We start from the raw sequence: 18,336 nt of genomic DNA, 5'->3' as shown, positions 1-18,336 counted from the left end.
ACACCATGGATTTCGAGCTTTCCGAAGAGCAGGGGATGCTGCGCGACACCGTTCGCGAAGTCCTCACCAAGACCTACGACGTCGAGACACTGCGCAAGGTCACCGACACCGATCTCGGCTGGAGCGAGAAGGTGTGGAAGTCGCTGGCCGAGATCGGCATCCTCGGCCTGACCTTCCCGGAGAACGAGGGCGGCATGGATGCCGGCCCCGTCGAATTCACCAGTGTCATGACCGAACTCGGACGCGCACTGGCGCCCGAGCCCTACCTCGACTCGGTCCTCGTCCCGGGCTCGCTCCTCGGGCTCGCCGACGACGCGACTCGCACCGAACTGCGCACCGCACTCGCCTCCGGCGAACTCCTGATGGCCTTCGCCCACACCGAGCCCGGTGATCGCTGGCCGGAGGCGCGGGTCGAGACGACCGCATCGGCCGACGGTGTCCTCAACGGCACCAAGAGCCTTGTCGGACATGGTGATTGCGCGGCCAAGCTGATCGTGTCGGCCCGCGACGACAACGGTGTCGGCCTCTACCTCGTCGACGCCGACGCCGAGGGCGTCACCCGCACGCCTTACCGGACGCACGATCGCCGACGCGGCGCGCAGTTCGAGTTCAACGACGTCAAGGCCACGCGGTTGGGCACCGGCGACGCGTCGCAGACCATCGCCGACGCCGAGGTGGGCGTCCAGACCGCGCTGTGCGCCGAGGCCGTCGGCGCGATGGAGCGCAGCCTGGATCTGACCGTCGAATACCTGAAGTCGCGCAAGCAGTTCGGCGTCACGCTGTCGGCCTTTCAGGCCCTCACCCACCGCGCCGCCGACATGTACGTCCAGCTCGAACTGGCGCGCAGCCTGAGCCTGTACGCGACGTCGGCGCTGGCCGACGGCATCGCCGATCCCATCATCGCGTCGCGGGCGAAGCTGCAGATCTGCCGGTCCGCGCGCCTGATCGGTCAGGAAGCGATCCAGATGCACGGCGGTATCGGCATGACCGCCGAGTACCCGATCGCCCACTACGTGAGCCGACTGACGGCGATCAGCCACACTCTCGGCGACGCGTCGGACCACGTGACCCGTCTCGCGGAGAACGTCGACAACTACGACATGCTCAGCGTCGGCTGACACCGCACCTTCCGGACACGCGCCGGAAGGGGTGCTGCGGGGCTGCGCCCCGGCTACTGTCCTTCAGCGAAGGTCCTTCTGCGCTTCTGGCGTACGAGGCCTTCGCTGAAGTCGTTGTCGGGAGTCGTCGTGGGGCGAGAGGAACCGGATGGAACTGCTGCGGGACAACCTGGCCGCGGGCGCGTCGTTCAGCCTGGTCGGGATCGCCTTGCTGGTCCTCGGATTCGCCGCACTCGACCTGGTGACGCCGGGCCGGCTGCGGCAGTTGGTGTGGATCGAGCACAACCGCAACGCGGTGCTGCTGACCACGTCGATGGTCATCGGTCTCGCGATCGTGCTGGTCTCGTCGGTCATCGACACCGAGCTACTGGAGTTGTGGCGCGCGCTGCTCTACACCGCGGCCTACTCGGTGCTCACCATCGCGGTGATGATGTGGTCGTTCGTACTGATCGACTGGCTCACGCCCGGCAAGCTGGGGACGCTGCTGTTCGACGGGTCGGCGCGTGACGACGCCGCTCCGGACGCCGGCCGACGGGCCGCCGACGAGCATCCCGCGGGCTGGATCACCGCTGCCGTGTTCGTGGCAGTGGGTGCAGTCATCGGCACGACCCTGCTGGTCTGAGTCGACGAGACGCCGCTGGTCCGCGCGTTTTCCGGGTTGACTCGAGCACCGGAACATGCTTATTGACCCTCGGCCAACAAGCCCATAGGGTGGGCGACCATGACCGCAGCACTCATCGAGGAGTCCATCGACATCGCCGCCACGCCCGAACAGGTGTGGTCGGTGATCTCCGATCTGAAGCGCATGGGCGAGTGGAGCCCACAGTGCAAGAAGATGATCGTCCGCGGCGGCACCGTCGGGTTGGGGACCAAGACCATCAACATCAACCGCCGGGGGCCGCTGGTGTGGCCGACGACCGCCAAGGTCGTCCGCTTCACCCCCAACCAGGAACTCGGCTTCCGGGTCGCGGAGAACCACACCATCTGGAGCTACACCATCACCCCGAAGGATGCCGGCGTCACGGTCACCGAGCGCCGCGAGGTCAACGGATCGACCACCAAGGTGTCATCGGTGCTCGTGGACAAGCTCTTCGGTGGGGCCGAGTCGTTCGAAGAGGAACTCAAGCTCGGGATGGCCGAGACCCTGGGCAAGATCAAACGCGCCGCCGAGACCAACTGACCCTTCGAGACGCTCGCAAGCTCGCTCCTCAGGGCGCAGAACACGACGCCCCCTCCGCTCCCTGAGGTGCGAGGAGCGCAAGCGACGAGCCTCGAAGGGTCTCGCACGCCCCTCAGGAACAGAGATCAGGTCCCGCTGAGCTTGCCGATGAGCTCGGGGAGGTCGGCCACCGAGTCGATGATGTGGTCGGGGTAGGGCCCGAACTCGTCACGCTGCAGTGCGTGCAGCGCCTCCTCGCGGAACTTGCCGGTGCGCACCAGCACCCCGATCAGTGCCGCGGCCTGGGCGCCGAGGACGTCGTTGTGCATGTCGTCGCCGACCATCACCACCTGGGTCGGCTCGAGGCCCAGGATCTCGGTGGCCGCCCGAAAACCGACCGGCGAGGGCTTGCCGATCGCCTTGATCTTTGCGCCCGAAGCCTTTTCGAGCCCCTCCAGGTACACCCCGGTGTCGATGCTCAGACCGCTCGCCGTCGACCAGGTCATCGAGCGGTGCATCGCGATCACCGGGACGCCGTCCAGGAGCATCTCCAGGACCTTCGACAGCGTCGCGTGCGTGAACACCGAACCGGCGCCGCCGAGCACCACCACCTCGGCCGACGAGGGGTCGTCGGTCAGCTCCACGCCGGTCATGTCCTCGGCGATCGGCCCCTCGTTGAGCACCCACACGCGCTTGCCCGGATAGGTGGCGGCGACGTGTTCGGCGGTCAGTTTGGCCGCCGAGAGGATCTCGTCGGCCCTCACCTCGAAACCGGACGAGTTCAGCGCCTCGGCGATCTCGCCGCGCGAACGGGACGTCGTGTTGGTCAAGAACATCCGTGGAACGCCCTGATCGGCGAGGTCGGCGATCGCCTCGACCGCACCCGGCAGCGCCTTCCACGAGGTGACCATCACCCCGTCGATGTCGAGCAGCAGACCCAGCGCCATGCGCACGAATGTAGTCCTCGGGCAGCTGGGTCGCAGGACTGGCCCGGCCACCTGCCGGGACGCGGTGGCGCCCGCGCCGGCACCTGGCATGCTGAGCCCATGCGTACCGTCGTAGAGCATCAGCGCGTCGTCGCGGCGTTGTTCGGCGCGCCCGAACAATCGCAGGTCGCGGTGCCCGAATCCCTGGGCCTGGCCACGTTCACCGACGTCGACGCCCCGCTCTCGCTGCCCGGCTTCGACAACTCCGCGATGGACGGATTCGCCGTGCGCGCCGCCGATCTCGCGGATGCGAGCCCCGACAACCCGGTCACGCTGCCGGTCGCCGCGGACATCCCCGCCGGCCGCACCGACGACCTCACGCTCGAACCGGGGACCGCGCACCGGATCATGACCGGCGCCCCGTTACCCGGGGGCGCCGACGCGGTGGTCCCCGTCGAACTGACCGACGCCGTGGTGGGCCCGGTGGCCGCGGCGGCGACCGTCACCTTCACCGCGGCGCCCGAGCGCGGCAGGCACATCCGGCGCGGGGGCTCCGACATCGAGTTCGGCACCCGGGCGCTGCCGGCCGGCACGGTGATCGGCGCGCCGCAGATCGGCTTGCTGGCCGCATTGGGCATCGCCGAGGTCGCCGTCGCCCGCCGATTGCGCGTGGTCGTGCTGTCCACCGGTTCCGAACTCGTCGAGCCCGGAAAGCCGTTGCGGCACGGGCAGATCTATGAGTCCAACGGCGCCATGCTCACCGCGGCGGTCATCGAGGCCGGCGCGGTCGGTCGTCATCTGCACTTCGTGCCCGACAACACCGCGGACTTCGCCGCGCGGCTCGACGAGGTCGCCGACGACGCCGATCTGATCATCACCTCGGGGGGCGTCAGCGCGGGCGCCTTCGAGGTGGTGAAGGACGCACTGTCGGCGACGGGGACCGTCGAGTTCGTGAAGGTGGCGATGCAGCCGGGTATGCCCCAGGGGTGCGGCCACTTCCCCTCGTCCCGCGGGGGCCGGGTACCGATCATCACCCTTCCGGGCAACCCCGTCAGTGCGCTCGTGTCCTTCGAGGTCTTCATCCGGCCGGCGTTGCGCGCCGCGATGGGACTGCCTGCCGACCGAGATCGGATCAGGGCACGTCTCGCCGCCGACATCCGCTCACCCCGCGGCAAACGACAGTTCCTGCGCGGCGTGCTCGCCGCGGCGAACGTCGACGGGACTGTCGGAGTCGCCCCGATCGGTCCGCCCGCATCCCATCACCTGCGCTACCTCGCCGAGGCCGACGCGCTGATCGACGTCCCCGCCGACGTCGAGGCAGTCGAGGCCGGATCGCTCGTGGACGTGCTGGTCCTGCGCTGACGACGAGGTCCGCGGGGGCGGCGCTCTAGAGTGGACGCCGATGCACCCGGCGATGCGGTGCGCACATGTACCCGGCCTGGACACAGGCCAGAGGAGGTTGATCGTGGCCCGACGTCCGCGTCCGGACGGCTCCGGTGACACCGGCCGTGTCGCCCATTTTCTCGATCTGGCCCGAGAGACCATCCCCCCGATCCACCCGGCGGGCGCGCCGTTCGTCGCCGCGCCGGCCGCCGTGGCCCTCCTGGGGCGTCGGCACCGCTGGATCGCGCGGCCCGCCGCGCTGACCGCCGGGGCGTGCGCGGCCTTCTTCCGGCATCCCAAGCGTGTCCCGCCCACCGAGCCCGGCGTGGTGGTCGCTCCCGCAGACGGGACCATCGCCCTCGTCGACGAAGCCGTTCCGCCCGCCGAATCCGGCCTGGGCACGCAGCCGCTGCCGCGGGTCTCGACCTTCCTCTCGATCTTCGACGTCCACGTGCAGCGCGTGCCGATCGCGGGCACGGTGACCACCGTGACGCACACGCCGGGCGCGTTCGTCTCCGCCGACCTGCCCGAAGCCAGCCGCGACAACGAGCGCACCACGATGACCATCCGCACCACGGCCGCAGGCGGCGCCCCCGGCCCCGAGCTGGCGGTCGTGCAGATCGCCGGTCTCATCGCCCGGCGCATCGTGTGTGAACCGAAGGTCGGGGACTCGCTGGCGATCGGCGACACCTACGGGCTGATCCGATTCGGGTCGCGTGTCGACGTCTACTTCCCGGCCGGTACCCGGCCCCGCGTCTCGGTCGGGCAGCGCGCGGTCGGCGGCGAGACCCCGTTCGCGTACCTGGATCAGTGAACTCCGGCCCGGTGAACTCGACCGACATGACCTCCTCCGGCACGAATTCCGGGCGGCGACGCCCCGGCTCACGCACCGCCCGCACCCCCACGGCACGATCGGCCAGTCGACACGCGCAGGCGCATCCGGTTCCGCAGAAGGCGCCGGAGCGTCGGCGTCTACGACGCCAGGCACAGGCGAGCCGCATCGTCATCCCGTCGTCGCTGACGATCCTCGCGATCTGCGCGGGACTGACGGCGATGCGTTCGGCGATCAACGGCGACGTCGACACCGCGATGGCACTTCTGGTCGCAGCCGCGTTCCTCGACGGCATCGACGGCCGGGTCGCACGCCTGATGGGAGCGACCAGCCGGATCGGCGCCGAAATCGACTCACTGGCCGACGCGATCAACTTCGGCGTGGTCCCGGCGATGATCATCTACTTCCACTTCATCGACGGCCACGACCTCGGCTGGGTGCTCGCCCTGATCTACTGCTGCGCCATCGTGCTGCGGCTGGCGAGGTTCAACACCCTGCTCGACGACGATGACGCACCTGCCTATACGCGCGACTTCTTCGCCGGCGTCCCCGCTCCCGCCGCGGCGATCGCAGCGCTACTGCCCATCGGTCTGGAGCAACAGTTCGGCGAGGGCTGGTGGACGTCGCTGCCGGCCGTCGGCGGATGGCTGATCCTGGTCGCCTTCTTGGCCGTGAGCCGCGTCCCGACCTCCTCGTTGAAGACCGCGTCGATCCCGCCCGGCGCCGTGGCCGGCCTGCTGGTGTTGGTCGCCGCGGCCGCGGCACTGCTGGTGACCTTCCCCTACGTGCTGATGATGATCGCGATCGCCGGGTATGTCCTGCACATCCCGTTCGCGTGGCGCGCGCGTCGCTGGGTCGCCTCCCGGCCCGAGCACTGGGAGGACAAACCGGCCGAACGTCGCGCCCAGCGTCGTGCCCTGCGCACGGCATCTCCTGGTGGCCGGCGACGCCGGCCGGTCATCAACTCGCTCGGTCGGCTGGGCCTGAACCGTCCGACCGGCCCCGGCCCCGGCGTCGCCGCGGCCCGCGCCACCGGCGAGACGACCGAAAGCGAGCCCGAATGAGCGCACCCGCCTCCCTGACGCTGACGGCGCGTCACAATCCCTCGGCGGCCGAGGCCCGGCGCGGCATCATCCGCGTCCACCCCGAGGTACTCACGGCTCTGGCGCTCCGGGAATGGGACGCGGTGACGATCACCGGCGCCCGCGTGACGGCGGCCGTGGTGGCCGCGACCGAGGCATCCGCACCCACCGGCGTGGCCCTCCTCGACGAGATCGCCTTCTCCAATGCCGGTGTCCGCGAGAACTCGACGGTCGTGCTCGCACCGGTCGCGGTGCAGGGCGCGAGCCGGGTGGTGGTGAGCGGCTCGGCGTTGGCCACCCAGTCGATCACCGAGTCGACGCTGCGCCGTGCACTGCTGGGAAAGGTCCTGTCCGTCGGTGACGCGGTCTCGCTGCTCCCCCGCGACCTCGGTCCCGAACTCGCCGCCACCGAGGCCACCCGTGCGCTGGCGCGGTCGGTCGGGATCACCTGGACCACCGAGTTGCTGACCGTCACCGCGACCGAGCCCGGCCCACCGGCGGACGGGCAGGTCTCCGCGCCCGTGAGCGTGCAGACCAACACCGCCGTGCTGTGGTCGACGAGGGCGGGCGAGGTGGCGCCGCTCGGCGACCGCACCGGGCCGGGTTCGCCCCGGATCCCCGGTGCCCTCGGCATGGTGTCGGAGACCGAGTCGCGTCGGCCGGTCGTCGCGCCCGCCCCTGTCCGCGAGCCCGCCCGGGAGCCCGACGTGCCGGTCCGGCCGGTGTCGGAGCTGGTCGGCGTCGATTCCCAGATCACCAAGCTGACCGAATGGCTGACGATCACCCTCGACGAGCCCGACGTGCTGCGCACCCTGGGCGCGACGCCGCGTCTCGGCGTCCTGGTCACCGGCCCGGCGGGCGGCGGCAAGGCGACACTCGTGCGGTCGGTGTGCGCGTCGCGCACGCTGGTGACGGTCGACGGCCCGACGGCCGGCGCGACCCAGGCCGAAGCACGCCTGCGGACCGTCGCCGAGGCGGTCGCCCGCGCCCGGTCCGCGGGCGGGGTCCTGTTGATCACCGATGTCGACGCACTACTGCCCGCCGAACCCGAGCCGGTCGCCGCCCTGATCCTCGACGAACTGCGCTCGGGCATCTCCGATGGTCGCATCGTGCTCGTCGCGACGACCGCCGAACCGGTACGCCTCGACGCCCGGTTGCGCGACCCGTCGCTCTGCGATCGCGAACTCGTCATCGGGCTACCCGACGCCGCGACCCGTGCGCGGTTGCTGTCGGCGATCCTGTCGAACGTCCCGACCGACGGCGACCTCGATCTCACGTCGGTCGCGTCACGCACCCCGGGATTCGTCGCCGGCGATCTCGCCGCCCTTGCCCGGGAGGCCGCGCTCCGCGCCGCGACACGTGCGAGCGCCGAGAAGTCCGCGCCGTCCCTGCGCACCGAGGACCTCGTCGGCGCCCTCGACGTCATCCGTCCAGTGTCCCGCTCGGACTCCCCCGAGGTCGCACTGGGCTCGATCACGCTGGCCGACGTCGGCGACATGGTGGAGACGAAACAGGCCTTGACCGAGGCGGTCCTGTGGCCGCTGCAACACCCCGACACCTTCGCCCGGCTCGGCGTCGACCCGCCGCGCGGGGTTCTGCTGTTCGGTCCGCCGGGCTGCGGCAAGACTTTCGTCGTCCGCGCGCTCGCGGCGTCGGGCCAGCTGTCGGTGCACACGGTCAAGGGCGCCGAACTGATGGACAAATGGGTCGGGTCGTCGGAGAAGGCGGTGCGCGACCTGTTCGCGCGAGCCCGCGAATCGGCACCCTCGCTGATCTTCCTCGACGAGGTCGACGCACTGGCCCCGCGCCGTGGCCAGTCCACCGATTCCGGGGTCGGCGACCGCGTGGTCGCCGCATTGCTCACCGAGCTCGACGGCGTCGAACCGCTTCAGGATGTCGTCGTGCTCGGCGCGACGAACCGTCCCGACCTCATCGATCCGGCTCTCCTCCGGCCCGGTCGGCTCGAACGACTCGTCTTCGTGCCGCCGCCGGACGCCGACGCGCGCGGGGACATCCTGCGCGCCACCGGGCGAGACGTCCCGCTCGACGGAGTCGACCTCGACGAGCTGGCCGCCGACCTCGAGGGGTACTCGGCGGCGGACTGCTCGGCGTTGCTGCGCGAGGCCGCGCTGTCGGCGATGCGCCGCGACATCGACGCCGCCTCGGTGACCGTGGCCGACGTCGACGAGGCCCGCCGGCGGGTGCGACCGTCTCTCGACCCCGCGCAGGTGGCGGACCTGAAGGCCTACGCGCAGCGTCGTCTCGACTGACCCCCGCCCCGGGCATCGACCGTGCGGGCCTTTCCGTCGACTGGGCAGGGGATTCCGTCGACTGGGCGCTGAATTCCGTCGACTGTGCGCTGGTGAGTCCCGGAACACACTCGGAATAACCTTCGATAGTTGCTGGTTACAACAATCACGCTTTATAGTTGCAGCAATCAACCAATCCGGTACGCCGTCGCGCGTCCCGGTTCGCTGCCCGCCCCGTCTCCGGTCGCCGCGGGCAGCATTCTTTCTCGGAGGTTTGTTTTATGAGTGCACCCGCTTCCGCGGTGGCGCCGGCCGAAGACGTGCCGATGACTCATCGTCAGAAGATCAACGCCCTCGTCGGCCTCTTGCTCGGCATGTTCGTCGCGTTCCTGTCGTCGACCGTGGTGTCCAACGCCCTGCCCACGATCATCACCGACCTGCACGGCAGCCAGGATCAATACACCTGGGTCGTCGTCGCCACTCTGCTCGCATCGACCGCGACGACGCCCATCTGGGGCAAGTTCGCCGACCTCGTGAGCAAGAAGCTGCTGGTCCAGGGCGCGCTGTTCCTCTTCACACTCGGTTCCGTCCTCGCCGGACTGTCCACGTCGGTCGAGATGCTGATCGGCTTCCGCGTCGTCCAGGGCTTGGGCCTCGGCGGTCTGCAGGCCCTGGTGGTCATCGTCGTCGCGACGATGTTCAGCCCGCGCGAACGCGGCCGGTACCAGGGACCGATGGCCGCGGTGATGTCCGTCGCAACCGTCGCCGGGCCCCTGATCGGCGGCGTCATCGTCGACACCAGCTGGCTCGGCTGGCGCTGGACGTTCTACGTCTGTGTCCCCCTTGCCGTCATCGCCCTCCTCGTCATCCAGCGCACACTGAACGTCCCGGTCGTCCGCAAGAAGGTCAGCATCGACTACCTCGGCGCGGTGCTCATCGCCTCGGGCGTCAGCACCCTGCTCGTCTGGGTGACGCTGGCGGGTAAGAATTTCGACTGGGCATCGCTGACCTCGTACGGACTGGTGGCACTCGGAGTCGCCCTGCTCGCCGCGGCCGTCTTCGTCGAGTCGAGGGTGTCGAGCCCCATCATCCCGCTGCACATCTTCCGCGACCGCACGACGACCCTGGCGACTCTCGCCAGCGTTGGCGTCGGTGTCGCATTGTTCGGCGGCGCGGTGTTCCTCGGGCAGTACTTCCAGATCGCGCGCGGCTACTCACCCACCGCGGCCGGCCTGCTGACTCTGCCGATGGTCATCGGTTCGATGCTCTCGGCGACCGTGTCGGGCAACCTGATCACCCGGTACGGCCGGTGGAAGCGATTCCTCGTGGCGGGTGCCGCGATGATGACGATCGGCTTCGGCCTGCTCGCGACGATCGACGCGCACACGAACATGGTCCTGGTCGGTGCGTTCCTGTTCATCCTGGGCTGCGGCATGGGCATGACCATGCAGAACCTCGTTCTCGCGGTGCAGAACAACGTCAGCCCCGACAACCTCGGCGCGGCGACCTCGACGGTCACCTTCTTCCGCTCGCTCGGCGGAGCCGCAGGTGTCTCGGTGCTCGGCGCGATCCTGTCCAACCACGTCACCGACCTCATCGCGAAGGGCCTCGGGGCCCTGGGCATCGGGTCCGGACAGACCGGTGGCGGGGCTGCCGGCCTGGCCACTCTGAACGAACTGCCGGCTCCGATCGCAGCCATCGTCCGCGGCGCGTACGGCGACGGCACGGCCCGGATCTTCTTGGTCGCAGCGGTCATGGCGGCCCTGAGCTTCATCGCCATCACGCTCATCAAGGAAGTCGCCCTCAAGACGATGAGCAGCGATGAGGAACGCCGCGCGCAGGAGGCTGCCGCCGACGACGTGGCCGTACCCGCAACCGTGGCAACGTCGGTCGGTCTCGTCGCGGACGACGCCTCCGCCGTCGGGACGCGGACGGGCGACGCCACCCGCGCGCGATGAACACCATCGCCGTCGGGGTGGACCTGAGTCCCGAATCCGAGGCGGCCGCCCGTTGGGCGGCCGCCTCGGCCCGCGTCGGGGACCGTCTGGTGCTGATCCACGGATTCGCGGCCACCGCAGCGCTGCAACCTCTCGGTGAGTTCGACCTCGACTTCGACGTCGCCGCGACGCGCCGGGCAGCCGTCGCCCACGTGTCCTCGATGGCCACCCGCCTGGCCGCCCAGCATGCCGGTCTGCGCATCGACACCGTCGTCGAGCACGACTTCGCGATCCCGCTCCTCACGCGGGTGTCGGACCGGGTCGACCTGATGGTCCTGGGACACCATCGGCCCGGACTGATCGAACGTCTCACCACCGGGAGCATCAGTTCCGCGCTCTCGGCGCGGTCGCACTGCCCGGTCGTGACCGTCCCGTACGGCAACCTCGCCACCGGTGGTCCGGTCGTCGCGGCGATCGACGTCGATGCCCCCTCCGATCTCGCGCTGTCGGCCGCGTTCGAGTACGCCGATGTCACGGGGAGCCCGGTGGCGGTCGTGTGCGCGATATCCGACGCGGCGCCGCCCGCCCAGATCGAATCCGTGTACGCACGCGCCGACGCGCTGCTCGCACCGTGGCGCCGACGCTTCCCCGACTGCGACACGACACTGCAGCTGGTCAACGGCAACCCGTCCCGCGCGGTCAGCGAGGCGGTTCCGCAGGCCTCGTTGCTCGTCGTCACCCGCCCGCGCGCGGGAAGCACCTTCGCGGCCTGGGCGGGTTCGGTGGCCCGCGCCGCGCAACATCACACGCGATGCCCGATAGCGATCGTGGATCACAGCCGGACATCCTGATGGCCGCCCTCGGTGCGAGGAGACCATCGAAACGGCTCGCCCACATGGACATCCACCGCGCCTGAAACTACTCTTGTTAGGTCCGTTCAGGCAGCGTCGAGAGGTGGGACATGGCACGGCCGTCCAAGCCGTTGATCAGTCGCAAGGCAGCCGTGATGGCGTCCATCGACATCATCGACTCCGAGGGACTCGACGCGTTCAGCCTGCCGCGGCTCGCGAAGCATCTCGGGGTCCGAGCACCGTCGCTCTATCATCACTTCGACGACAAGAACGAGATCCTCACCGAGGTCGCGCGCTACATCGCCGGCACCGCGGTCCGACGACCGCGGATGAACCCCGGACCCGACTGGCCGGAGTTCTTCGTCGCCCTGGCGCTGAACTTCCGACAGTCGATCCTGCGCCACCGCAACGCGGCCCCGGTCCTGCTGCAACATCTCCCGCGCGATCTGTTCACCTCGACCTACGAGGACACCGCCCAGTTCCTGCTCGACTCCGGCGTCCCAGTGGACCTGCACGTCCGCATCCTCGACGGCATGGAGACCCTCTCGATCGGCGCGGTCCTAATGGAAGCGATGCGGCCACCGCGCCCCAAGTCGGCGATCTTCCCGAATGTCTCCGCGGAGTCGCAACCCCTTCTGGCGCAGGCGTTGTCGAGCAACGACCTCACCCAGCGCCAGCTCTTCGAGGCGATCGTTCGCAGCTTCCTGCACGGGATCATCCGTGACCACGACCTGCCGGCACCTGATGTGGAGGCCGCCGCCGCGGGATGACCACAACGGGGGGCGCCACGAAACCCCACCCCTCGACGGCCACCGCTCCACAGTCACCGGCCGACAGTCATAGATCGACGGTCACAGGTCGAGCACCAGTCTCGTTGTGCAACTACGGGATACACAGACCATCATGCAGTCGTTCGCGTCCTGCTCATCCTCGGACAGCACCGAGTCGCGATGGTCCGGCACGCCCTCGAGAACGCCCTGCTCGCAGGTGCCGCAAGTGCCCTCGCGGCACGAGAAGTCGACGTCCACGCCATCCTCGAGCAACGCGTCGAGCACCGACTCGCCGGCGGACACGGTCACCGTCCGCCCACTGCGCCCCAACACGACCTCGAACGCCTCATCTGTCGAATCACTATCGTCCACAACGGTCTTGGGCGCGAATCGCTCCACGTGGAGTTCGATGTCCGACCGGGTGGCGCACGCCGCCTCGATGGCCGCGAGAAGAGGTTCGGGACCACAGCAGTACACCGCCGTTCCCGGCGGCACCTCGGCGATCGCGGATCCGAGGTCGAGCAAGCCGTATTCATCCTGGGGCCGGAGACGGACGTGATCCGGATACTGTTGCGCGAGCGTCTCGGCGAAGGCCATCCCGGATGCTGTCCGGCCGCCGAACAGCAGCGTCCATTCCACACCCCGGGCGTCGACCTCGGCGATCATCGGTGCGAGTGGGGTGATCCCGATCCCGCCGGCGACGAAGAGATACGAATCCGCCTCCACGAGTGGGAAGTTGTTGCGCGGTCCCTTGACCGCGACCAGATCCCCCACCGTCAGTTCGTCGTGCACGCGCGCCGAACCACCCCGGCCGGCGGGTTCACGCAGAACGGCGACCCGCAGTAGGTCCCGGTCGGTCACGTCGCCGCACAGCGAATACTGACGGATCAGATCATCGCCCAGAATGAGGTCGAGGTGCGCGCCGGGTTCCCAGGAGGGCAGCGGGTTCCCGTCGGGATCGACCAGCGTGAGCGACACGACCCCCTCGGCCTCCACCTGTTTCGCGGCGACGCGTAACTTGGCATCGCCGGGGAACTCGGTGGCGGTCAGACCCTCACTCATTCGGATTTCCCATCCTCACAACGGCTGTCGGCCGGCACGGACGGCGCTCATCGGAACGCCGGCGGCGGGCTCGTACTGGTTCCGACCTGATAGCAGGAGTGCACGTCCTCTTGCTCGAAGGCGAGCAGACGGCACATCCGCACCGCACCGGCATCGTCTGGATTGATCCGCAACTGGGAGAACTGGATTCCCGAATCACGTTGCCGGACCAGCGCTGCTGTCAGCAGCGTCGTCCCGAGTCCGAGACCGCGTGCCTTCTCCGACAGGACGAGCGCGTGGACGGGCGCGGTCCGCAGTTCGAGATGCAGACGGTGTTCGGTGGTGTACCAGACGAATCCGAGGACGTCACCGCCTTCATCCCGCGCTTCGATGACGGTCCCGCCACCACGACGGAGGTCGGCGGACACACGGTCGTGGTGCCGTTCGGGCAGCTGCGCAGCCGACACGACCCGGCCGATCTCGGGATCGTCGGCCGCGAGGTCACGCGGTTCGGCGAGGGTGACCCGGTCCGGTACCCCGGTCTCGTCGAGAGGGAGTGCAAACGGACCGGCCAGGTGCCGAGCAAGGGTCCACTGCCTGCTCACCGCGGGAATCCCGAATCGCCTTGTCAGCCTGCCCGATGCCGGATGGGTGGCGTATGCCCAACACCGAAGCGCGTTGGCACCGGTTTGTTCCCACCCGTCAGCCCGGGTCACCTCCAGGCCGATCTCCTCCACCAGCAGTGTCGTGATCCCGCGTGAACGGTAGTCCGGGTGGACGACGTAGGACACCGTGCCCACTCCGTCGGCGTCGACCGACAGATGAAGGTAGGCCACGATGACCATCGGGACATCCTCGAGCGGGCTGAGGTCGCGGCGGGCCTTGATCGGCAGGTGCGCGACGGTTCCAGCGTTTCCACCGGTCCCGCGCACGGTGTCGGCGTCGATCGACGAGAACCCCGCTTCCTCGTCGTATTCCGCGGCGTCGGAGACGAGTTGGAGGACCTCGTCGAGCTCCGCGCCGGTCAGTTCGGGACGCCAGTCGTAGGTGATCATCGCTGTGCATTCCCGTCCGTGGGCTGGAGGACACCATCGGCGACGAGCGCGCCGAGTTCGGCCTCATCGAGTCCGAGTATTTCGAGGGCGATCTCGCATGTGTCGGCACCCGGGGCCGGCGCCGGACGCAGTGGCGCGTCCGGGATCGAGGTGAATCTGGCGACCCGCACCGCCGTGGGCAGCGGCCCGGAGAGCAGCGGATGCTCGAGCTGCGAGTAGGCGTTCCGTTCGAGAAGATGTGGGTCGGTGAGCAACTCGGGCAAGCGGAGCATCGCGCCTGCGGGCACGCCGGCTTTCTGAAGGGCGGTCATCGCCTCGGTGGGTGTCCGGTCGGCGAGCCAGCCGGTCAGCACCTTGTCGGCCTCGGTGCGGTTGTCGATCCGCGCATCGACGGTACGGAACCGCGGGTCGTCGGCCAGATCCTCACGGCCGATCACGCGTGCCAGGCTCCGCCATTCGCTGTCATCGCGGACCGTGACGGCAATCCATTCGTCCTCTCCGGCACAGGGATAGACGCCGGCCGGCGAGGCGAATGGATCGCTGTTGCCGACGGCCGACACCGATCCCGCGGCCAGGGACTCGCGTGCGAGCTGGCTGCCGAGGGCGACGAGGGCCGTGTCGGCCTGCGCGATCTCGATGTCGGCGCCCTGGCCGCGCGAGGCTCTCGCGATCAGCGCGGCGAGAACGGTCACCGCGCTCACCTGCCCACCGATGTGGTCGGGGTACACGGTGGAACCGTCACTCAGGCCGGTGTCGTCATCGGAGTAGCGCCAGAGGGCCGAGACCCCGCAGGCGGCACGGACAAGAGGTCCGTAGCCGAGCCTGGTGTTCCACGGTCCGACACTCCCGAAGGCGCTTCCCTCGGAGACGATGATCCGCGGATTGACCTGTCGGAGTTCGTCGTAACCGATTCCCATCGCGTCGAGGGTCCCGGGTTTGAAGTTCGCGAGCACCACATCGGCGTCGGCCGCCAGCTTCCGGAACAGTTCCTTGCCCGCATCCGTCCGCAGATTCAGTCCGAGCGATCGACGGTTGCGATGACCCCATGCCACCGACGGGGACAGGGAGTTCGGTCGCTTCGACTGGCGCAGACCGTCGGGGAACTCGCGGTTCTCGACCTTGATCACGTCCGCACCGTGGTCGGCGAACTGCCTGCCGAGTTCGGCCCCGAACACCACGACGCCGAGGTCGAGCACGCGCAGCCCGGCGAACGGGTGTGACCCCGGCTCTCCCAGGTCGTCCGCGCGACGCCAGGCCTCGGCGTTCGTCGACCAGGTGTACTCGTCGGCACCCGCGTCCGCGACCGGAGCCCGATGCCGGAATCCCGCCCGGTGTCCGCCGATCGACGCATAGCCGGAGGGGATCCGCGCATCGACACCGGGTGCGATCTCGGCGTCGATGAGGGTTCCCGCGGCGCTGAAGTGTTCGTTGTCGAGGACTTCGCCGATGCGCAGGACCCCGCCGATCGGGATACCGCGCGCGGCGCCTTCGGCGACGAGCTCGTCGCGGGTGTGGGCGGCGAACATCTCCTCGATCAGCGGGTGCAACCGGTCGGCGGCGGCGAATCGCGCGGGGATCGTGTCGTACACGGGGTCGGCGAACTCCTCGGGTTCACCCAGCCAGGCGAACATGGCGCGCCACTGGCGTTTGGCGAGCAGACAGATTCGCACCTGCCCGTCCGCGCAGCGCAGGACGGGGTAGAAGTTGGCCGCGTCGGGCCGGTCCCGCGGGAAGTCGTCGCGCCGTCCGGCCGCCGCCGAACCCTGGACGCCGAACCCGGGATCGAATCCGTGCACCACCGCCTCGAAGGCGGAGATGTCGACGAGTTGTCCGCTGCCGGTGCGGATGCGATAGTAGAACGCCAGGAGTGCCGACCACGCGGCGTGCACGCCCACCGACTGCTCGACGAGACCGGCCGGCGGCAGGAGCGGATCGCGACCGGGTTCGCCCGACCGCGACAGCACACCGCTCATCGCGTAGATCACCGACTCAGTGGCCGCCCAGTCGCGGTAGGGTCCGGTCAGTCCGAATCCGCTCACCGTGACCACGACGAGCGCGGGATTCTCCTCGCGGAGATCCGCGGGCTCGATCCCGCTCCCGGCGGACATGGTCTCGACGAGTATGTCGGCGCCGCCGACCAACTCGCGGAATCGGGATCGTCCGGCCTCGGAGTCGAGGTCGAGGATCACGAGGTTCTTGTTCGCGTTGTTGAGCGCGAACGGGATGCTGATCCCCGCCTCGACCGGTTCCGCGTGACGCGAACGCGAACCGCCCGGCCGTTCGACGCGGACCACCTCGGCACCGAGGTCGGCGAGAAGACGGCCGCACGATTCACCGAGGCCGTCGGTCACGTCGACGACCCGGACACCTGTGAGAGGCAGACCGTTCATGTCACTCCTGTCGAAAGTACTTGTGCCGCAGCAGAGGGCTGTGTCTTCTGCGGCCGGGTTCAGCGCGTACCGAAGTACACCGATTTGGTGGACACATACGGCGTCAGGCCCTCGGGGCCGAGTTCCCTGCCGAGTCCCGACGCCTTGACGCCGCCGAAGGGCGCCGCGAGATCGAGTGCGTAGTAGTTGACTCCGACCGTCCCGGTGCTGATCCGGTCCGCGATCGCCAGCCCGCGGGATTCATCCGTCGTCCAGACCGTCCCGCCGAGCCCGTACACGGAGTCGTTGGCGATGCGGACGGCATCGTCCTCGTCGGTGTACTCGGTGACGGTGAGGACCGGACCGAAGATCTCCTCCTGTGCGATCGACGCGGAGTTGTCCACGTCGGCGAAGACCGTCGGCTCGACGAACCAACCCTGTGGCTGACCGCCGGGGACGCCGCCGCCGGTGGTGATGCGGTATCCGGCTGCGCGTCCCGCCTCCACATGGCCGAGCACCCGGTCGCGCTGCGCCGCGCTGACGAGCGGTCCGATGGCGGTCGACTTGTCGAGCGGGTCCCCCACCGGCAGAGCCCGGACCGTCTCGGTGACGGCGTCCAGGACCTCGGCATACCGCGAGCGCGGTGCGAGAATCCGGGTGCTCGCGTGGCAGGTCTGGCCGTTGTTGACCAGCGAGACCTCGAGCAGGTGCCGGCTGAACTCGTCGAGATCGGCGTCCTCGGCCACGATGGCCGCGGATTTGCCGCCGAGCTCGAGCGTCACCGGGCGCAGCAGAGCACCGCAGACCTCGCCGATGGCCCGCCCCGCGGCCGTCGAACCCGTGAACGCCACCTTGTCGACGCCGGGATGCCGGACCAGGTAGGCACCCGCTTCGCGTTCGGCCGGAACGACATTCAGCACCCCGTCAGGGACACCCGCTTCCAGTGCCGCGTCGGCGAAGACGAAGGCATCCAGTGCGGTCTCCGGTGCGGGTTTGAGCACGATCGTGCAACCCGCCGCGAGGGCCGGCGCGATCTTCATCGCCGCCAGCGGCTGAGGGTAGTTCCACGGGGTGATCGCCGCGACCACTCCGACCGGTTCACGCCGGACGACGGTGCGTCCACCGAAGGCGCTCGGGCGCACGTCCTCGGTGCCGGTGGCGCGGATCAGGTTCGCGTAGTACGTGAGCATCGCCGCCGGGCCGTACCCGTTGACCGACTTCGACAACGCGATGGGCATGCCGTTCTCCCGGCTGACCAGCTGGGCGGTGTCGCGCCCGCGTGAGGTCAGAGCGGCGGCGAACCGGTCGAGGACATCGGCTCGCTCCCCCGGACCCATCGACCGCCATGGTCCCGACAGCGCAGACCGCGCCGCGGCGACCGCACGATCGATGTCGGCCGGGCCGGCCAGCGCGCTTCTGCCCAGCGGCTTCTCGGTGGCCGCCTCGATGACGTCGTACCCCATGCCCGACTCTGTCGGTGTCCACTGTCCACCGATGAACAGAGCGTCTCGCTCCAACATGTCTTCTCCCGATCAGATGTAGTGACGGAGGTGGTGCCGGTCGC

General features: G+C 69.3%; 15 protein-coding genes. 10 read left to right on the top strand and 5 right to left on the bottom strand.

The genetic code is table 11. The annotated features are described in order from the left end of the window. Window positions 1–5: 5 nt before the first annotated feature. The 3 genes from AC3B6C_RS10980 to AC3B6C_RS10970 all read left to right on the top strand — a co-directional run bounded on the left by AC3B6C_RS10980 (window position 6) and on the right by AC3B6C_RS10970 (window position 2,298). The gene (locus AC3B6C_RS10980) at window positions 6–1,118 is read left to right on the top strand and encodes an acyl-CoA dehydrogenase family protein (protein ID WP_014925279.1); all 1,113 of its coding nucleotides are present in this window, start codon (window positions 6–8) and stop codon (window positions 1,116–1,118) included. 148 nt (window positions 1,119–1,266) lie between these two features. Next, window positions 1,267–1,740 (top strand): DUF350 domain-containing protein, encoded by a 474-nt coding sequence (locus AC3B6C_RS10975; RefSeq protein ID WP_488376012.1) that lies wholly within the window; start codon window positions 1,267–1,269, stop codon window positions 1,738–1,740. A gap of 99 nt (window positions 1,741–1,839) precedes the next feature. Continuing rightward, on the top strand, window positions 1,840–2,298 hold the full coding sequence (locus AC3B6C_RS10970) for an SRPBCC family protein (protein ID WP_010842870.1): 459 nt from the start codon (window positions 1,840–1,842) through the stop codon (window positions 2,296–2,298). 125 nt (window positions 2,299–2,423) lie between these two features. Here AC3B6C_RS10970 and AC3B6C_RS10965 read toward each other — a convergent pair whose 3' ends face one another. Continuing rightward, complete coding sequence (locus AC3B6C_RS10965) at window positions 2,424–3,224, bottom strand: HAD-IIA family hydrolase (RefSeq protein WP_010842871.1); 801 nt, start codon at window positions 3,222–3,224, stop codon at window positions 2,424–2,426. Between the two features lie 99 nt (window positions 3,225–3,323). Here AC3B6C_RS10965 and moeA point away from each other — a divergent pair, with 99 nt between their 5' ends. From moeA to AC3B6C_RS10930, 7 genes are all read left to right on the top strand, one after another. After that, the gene (gene moeA, locus AC3B6C_RS10960; protein WP_488376011.1) at window positions 3,324–4,565 is read left to right on the top strand and encodes a molybdopterin molybdotransferase MoeA; all 1,242 of its coding nucleotides are present in this window, start codon (window positions 3,324–3,326) and stop codon (window positions 4,563–4,565) included. A 103-nt stretch (window positions 4,566–4,668) separates the two neighbouring features. Then, window positions 4,669–5,400 carry a phosphatidylserine decarboxylase gene (locus tag AC3B6C_RS10955; protein WP_055475704.1) on the top strand — a complete coding sequence of 244 codons (732 nt, stop codon included), beginning with the start codon at window positions 4,669–4,671 and terminating at the stop codon, window positions 5,398–5,400. Continuing rightward, window positions 5,397–6,482 (top strand): CDP-alcohol phosphatidyltransferase family protein, encoded by a 1,086-nt coding sequence (locus tag AC3B6C_RS10950; RefSeq protein WP_488376010.1) that lies wholly within the window; start codon window positions 5,397–5,399, stop codon window positions 6,480–6,482. Before AC3B6C_RS10955 ends, AC3B6C_RS10950 begins: the two co-directional genes overlap by 4 nt. Next, complete coding sequence (locus tag AC3B6C_RS10945; RefSeq protein ID WP_488376009.1) at window positions 6,479–8,770, top strand: AAA family ATPase; 2,292 nt, start codon at window positions 6,479–6,481, stop codon at window positions 8,768–8,770. Before AC3B6C_RS10950 ends, AC3B6C_RS10945 begins: the two co-directional genes overlap by 4 nt. Before the next feature lie 260 nt (window positions 8,771–9,030). After that, window positions 9,031–10,707 (top strand): MFS transporter, encoded by a 1,677-nt coding sequence (locus tag AC3B6C_RS10940; protein WP_488376008.1) that lies wholly within the window; start codon window positions 9,031–9,033, stop codon window positions 10,705–10,707. Next, complete coding sequence (locus AC3B6C_RS10935) at window positions 10,704–11,537, top strand: universal stress protein (RefSeq protein WP_488376007.1); 834 nt, start codon at window positions 10,704–10,706, stop codon at window positions 11,535–11,537. The genes AC3B6C_RS10940 and AC3B6C_RS10935 overlap by 4 nt, the downstream gene beginning before the upstream one ends. Window positions 11,538–11,647: 110 nt before the next feature. Continuing rightward, window positions 11,648–12,307, top strand: a complete 660-nt coding sequence (locus AC3B6C_RS10930) for a TetR family transcriptional regulator (protein WP_055475700.1) — start codon at window positions 11,648–11,650, stop codon at window positions 12,305–12,307. A gap of 81 nt (window positions 12,308–12,388) precedes the next feature. Here AC3B6C_RS10930 and AC3B6C_RS10925 read toward each other — a convergent pair whose 3' ends face one another. Genes AC3B6C_RS10925 through AC3B6C_RS10910 form a run of 4 tightly spaced genes read right to left on the bottom strand, consistent with a single transcriptional unit; the run spans window position 12,389 to window position 18,292 of the window. Further along, complete coding sequence (locus AC3B6C_RS10925; protein ID WP_488376006.1) at window positions 12,389–13,369, bottom strand: PDR/VanB family oxidoreductase; 981 nt, start codon at window positions 13,367–13,369, stop codon at window positions 12,389–12,391. Window positions 13,370–13,416: 47 nt separating this feature from the next. Beyond that, window positions 13,417–14,403 (bottom strand): GNAT family N-acetyltransferase, encoded by a 987-nt coding sequence (locus AC3B6C_RS10920; protein WP_488376005.1) that lies wholly within the window; start codon window positions 14,401–14,403, stop codon window positions 13,417–13,419. Beyond that, a complete protein-coding gene (locus AC3B6C_RS10915) occupies window positions 14,400–16,793 on the bottom strand; it encodes a CaiB/BaiF CoA transferase family protein (protein ID WP_488376004.1) in 2,394 nt (797 codons plus the stop codon). Before AC3B6C_RS10915 ends, AC3B6C_RS10920 begins: the two co-directional genes overlap by 4 nt. Before the next feature lie 59 nt (window positions 16,794–16,852). Further along, window positions 16,853–18,292, bottom strand: a complete 1,440-nt coding sequence (locus tag AC3B6C_RS10910; RefSeq protein WP_488376002.1) for an aldehyde dehydrogenase — start codon at window positions 18,290–18,292, stop codon at window positions 16,853–16,855. Window positions 18,293–18,336 lie beyond the last annotated feature (44 nt).

The sequence above is a fragment of the Gordonia sp. 11cp genome, assembly GCF_057767225.1.
Note: the sequence above shows the minus strand (reverse complement) of the source record. Positions and strands in the feature narration are given on the sequence as shown.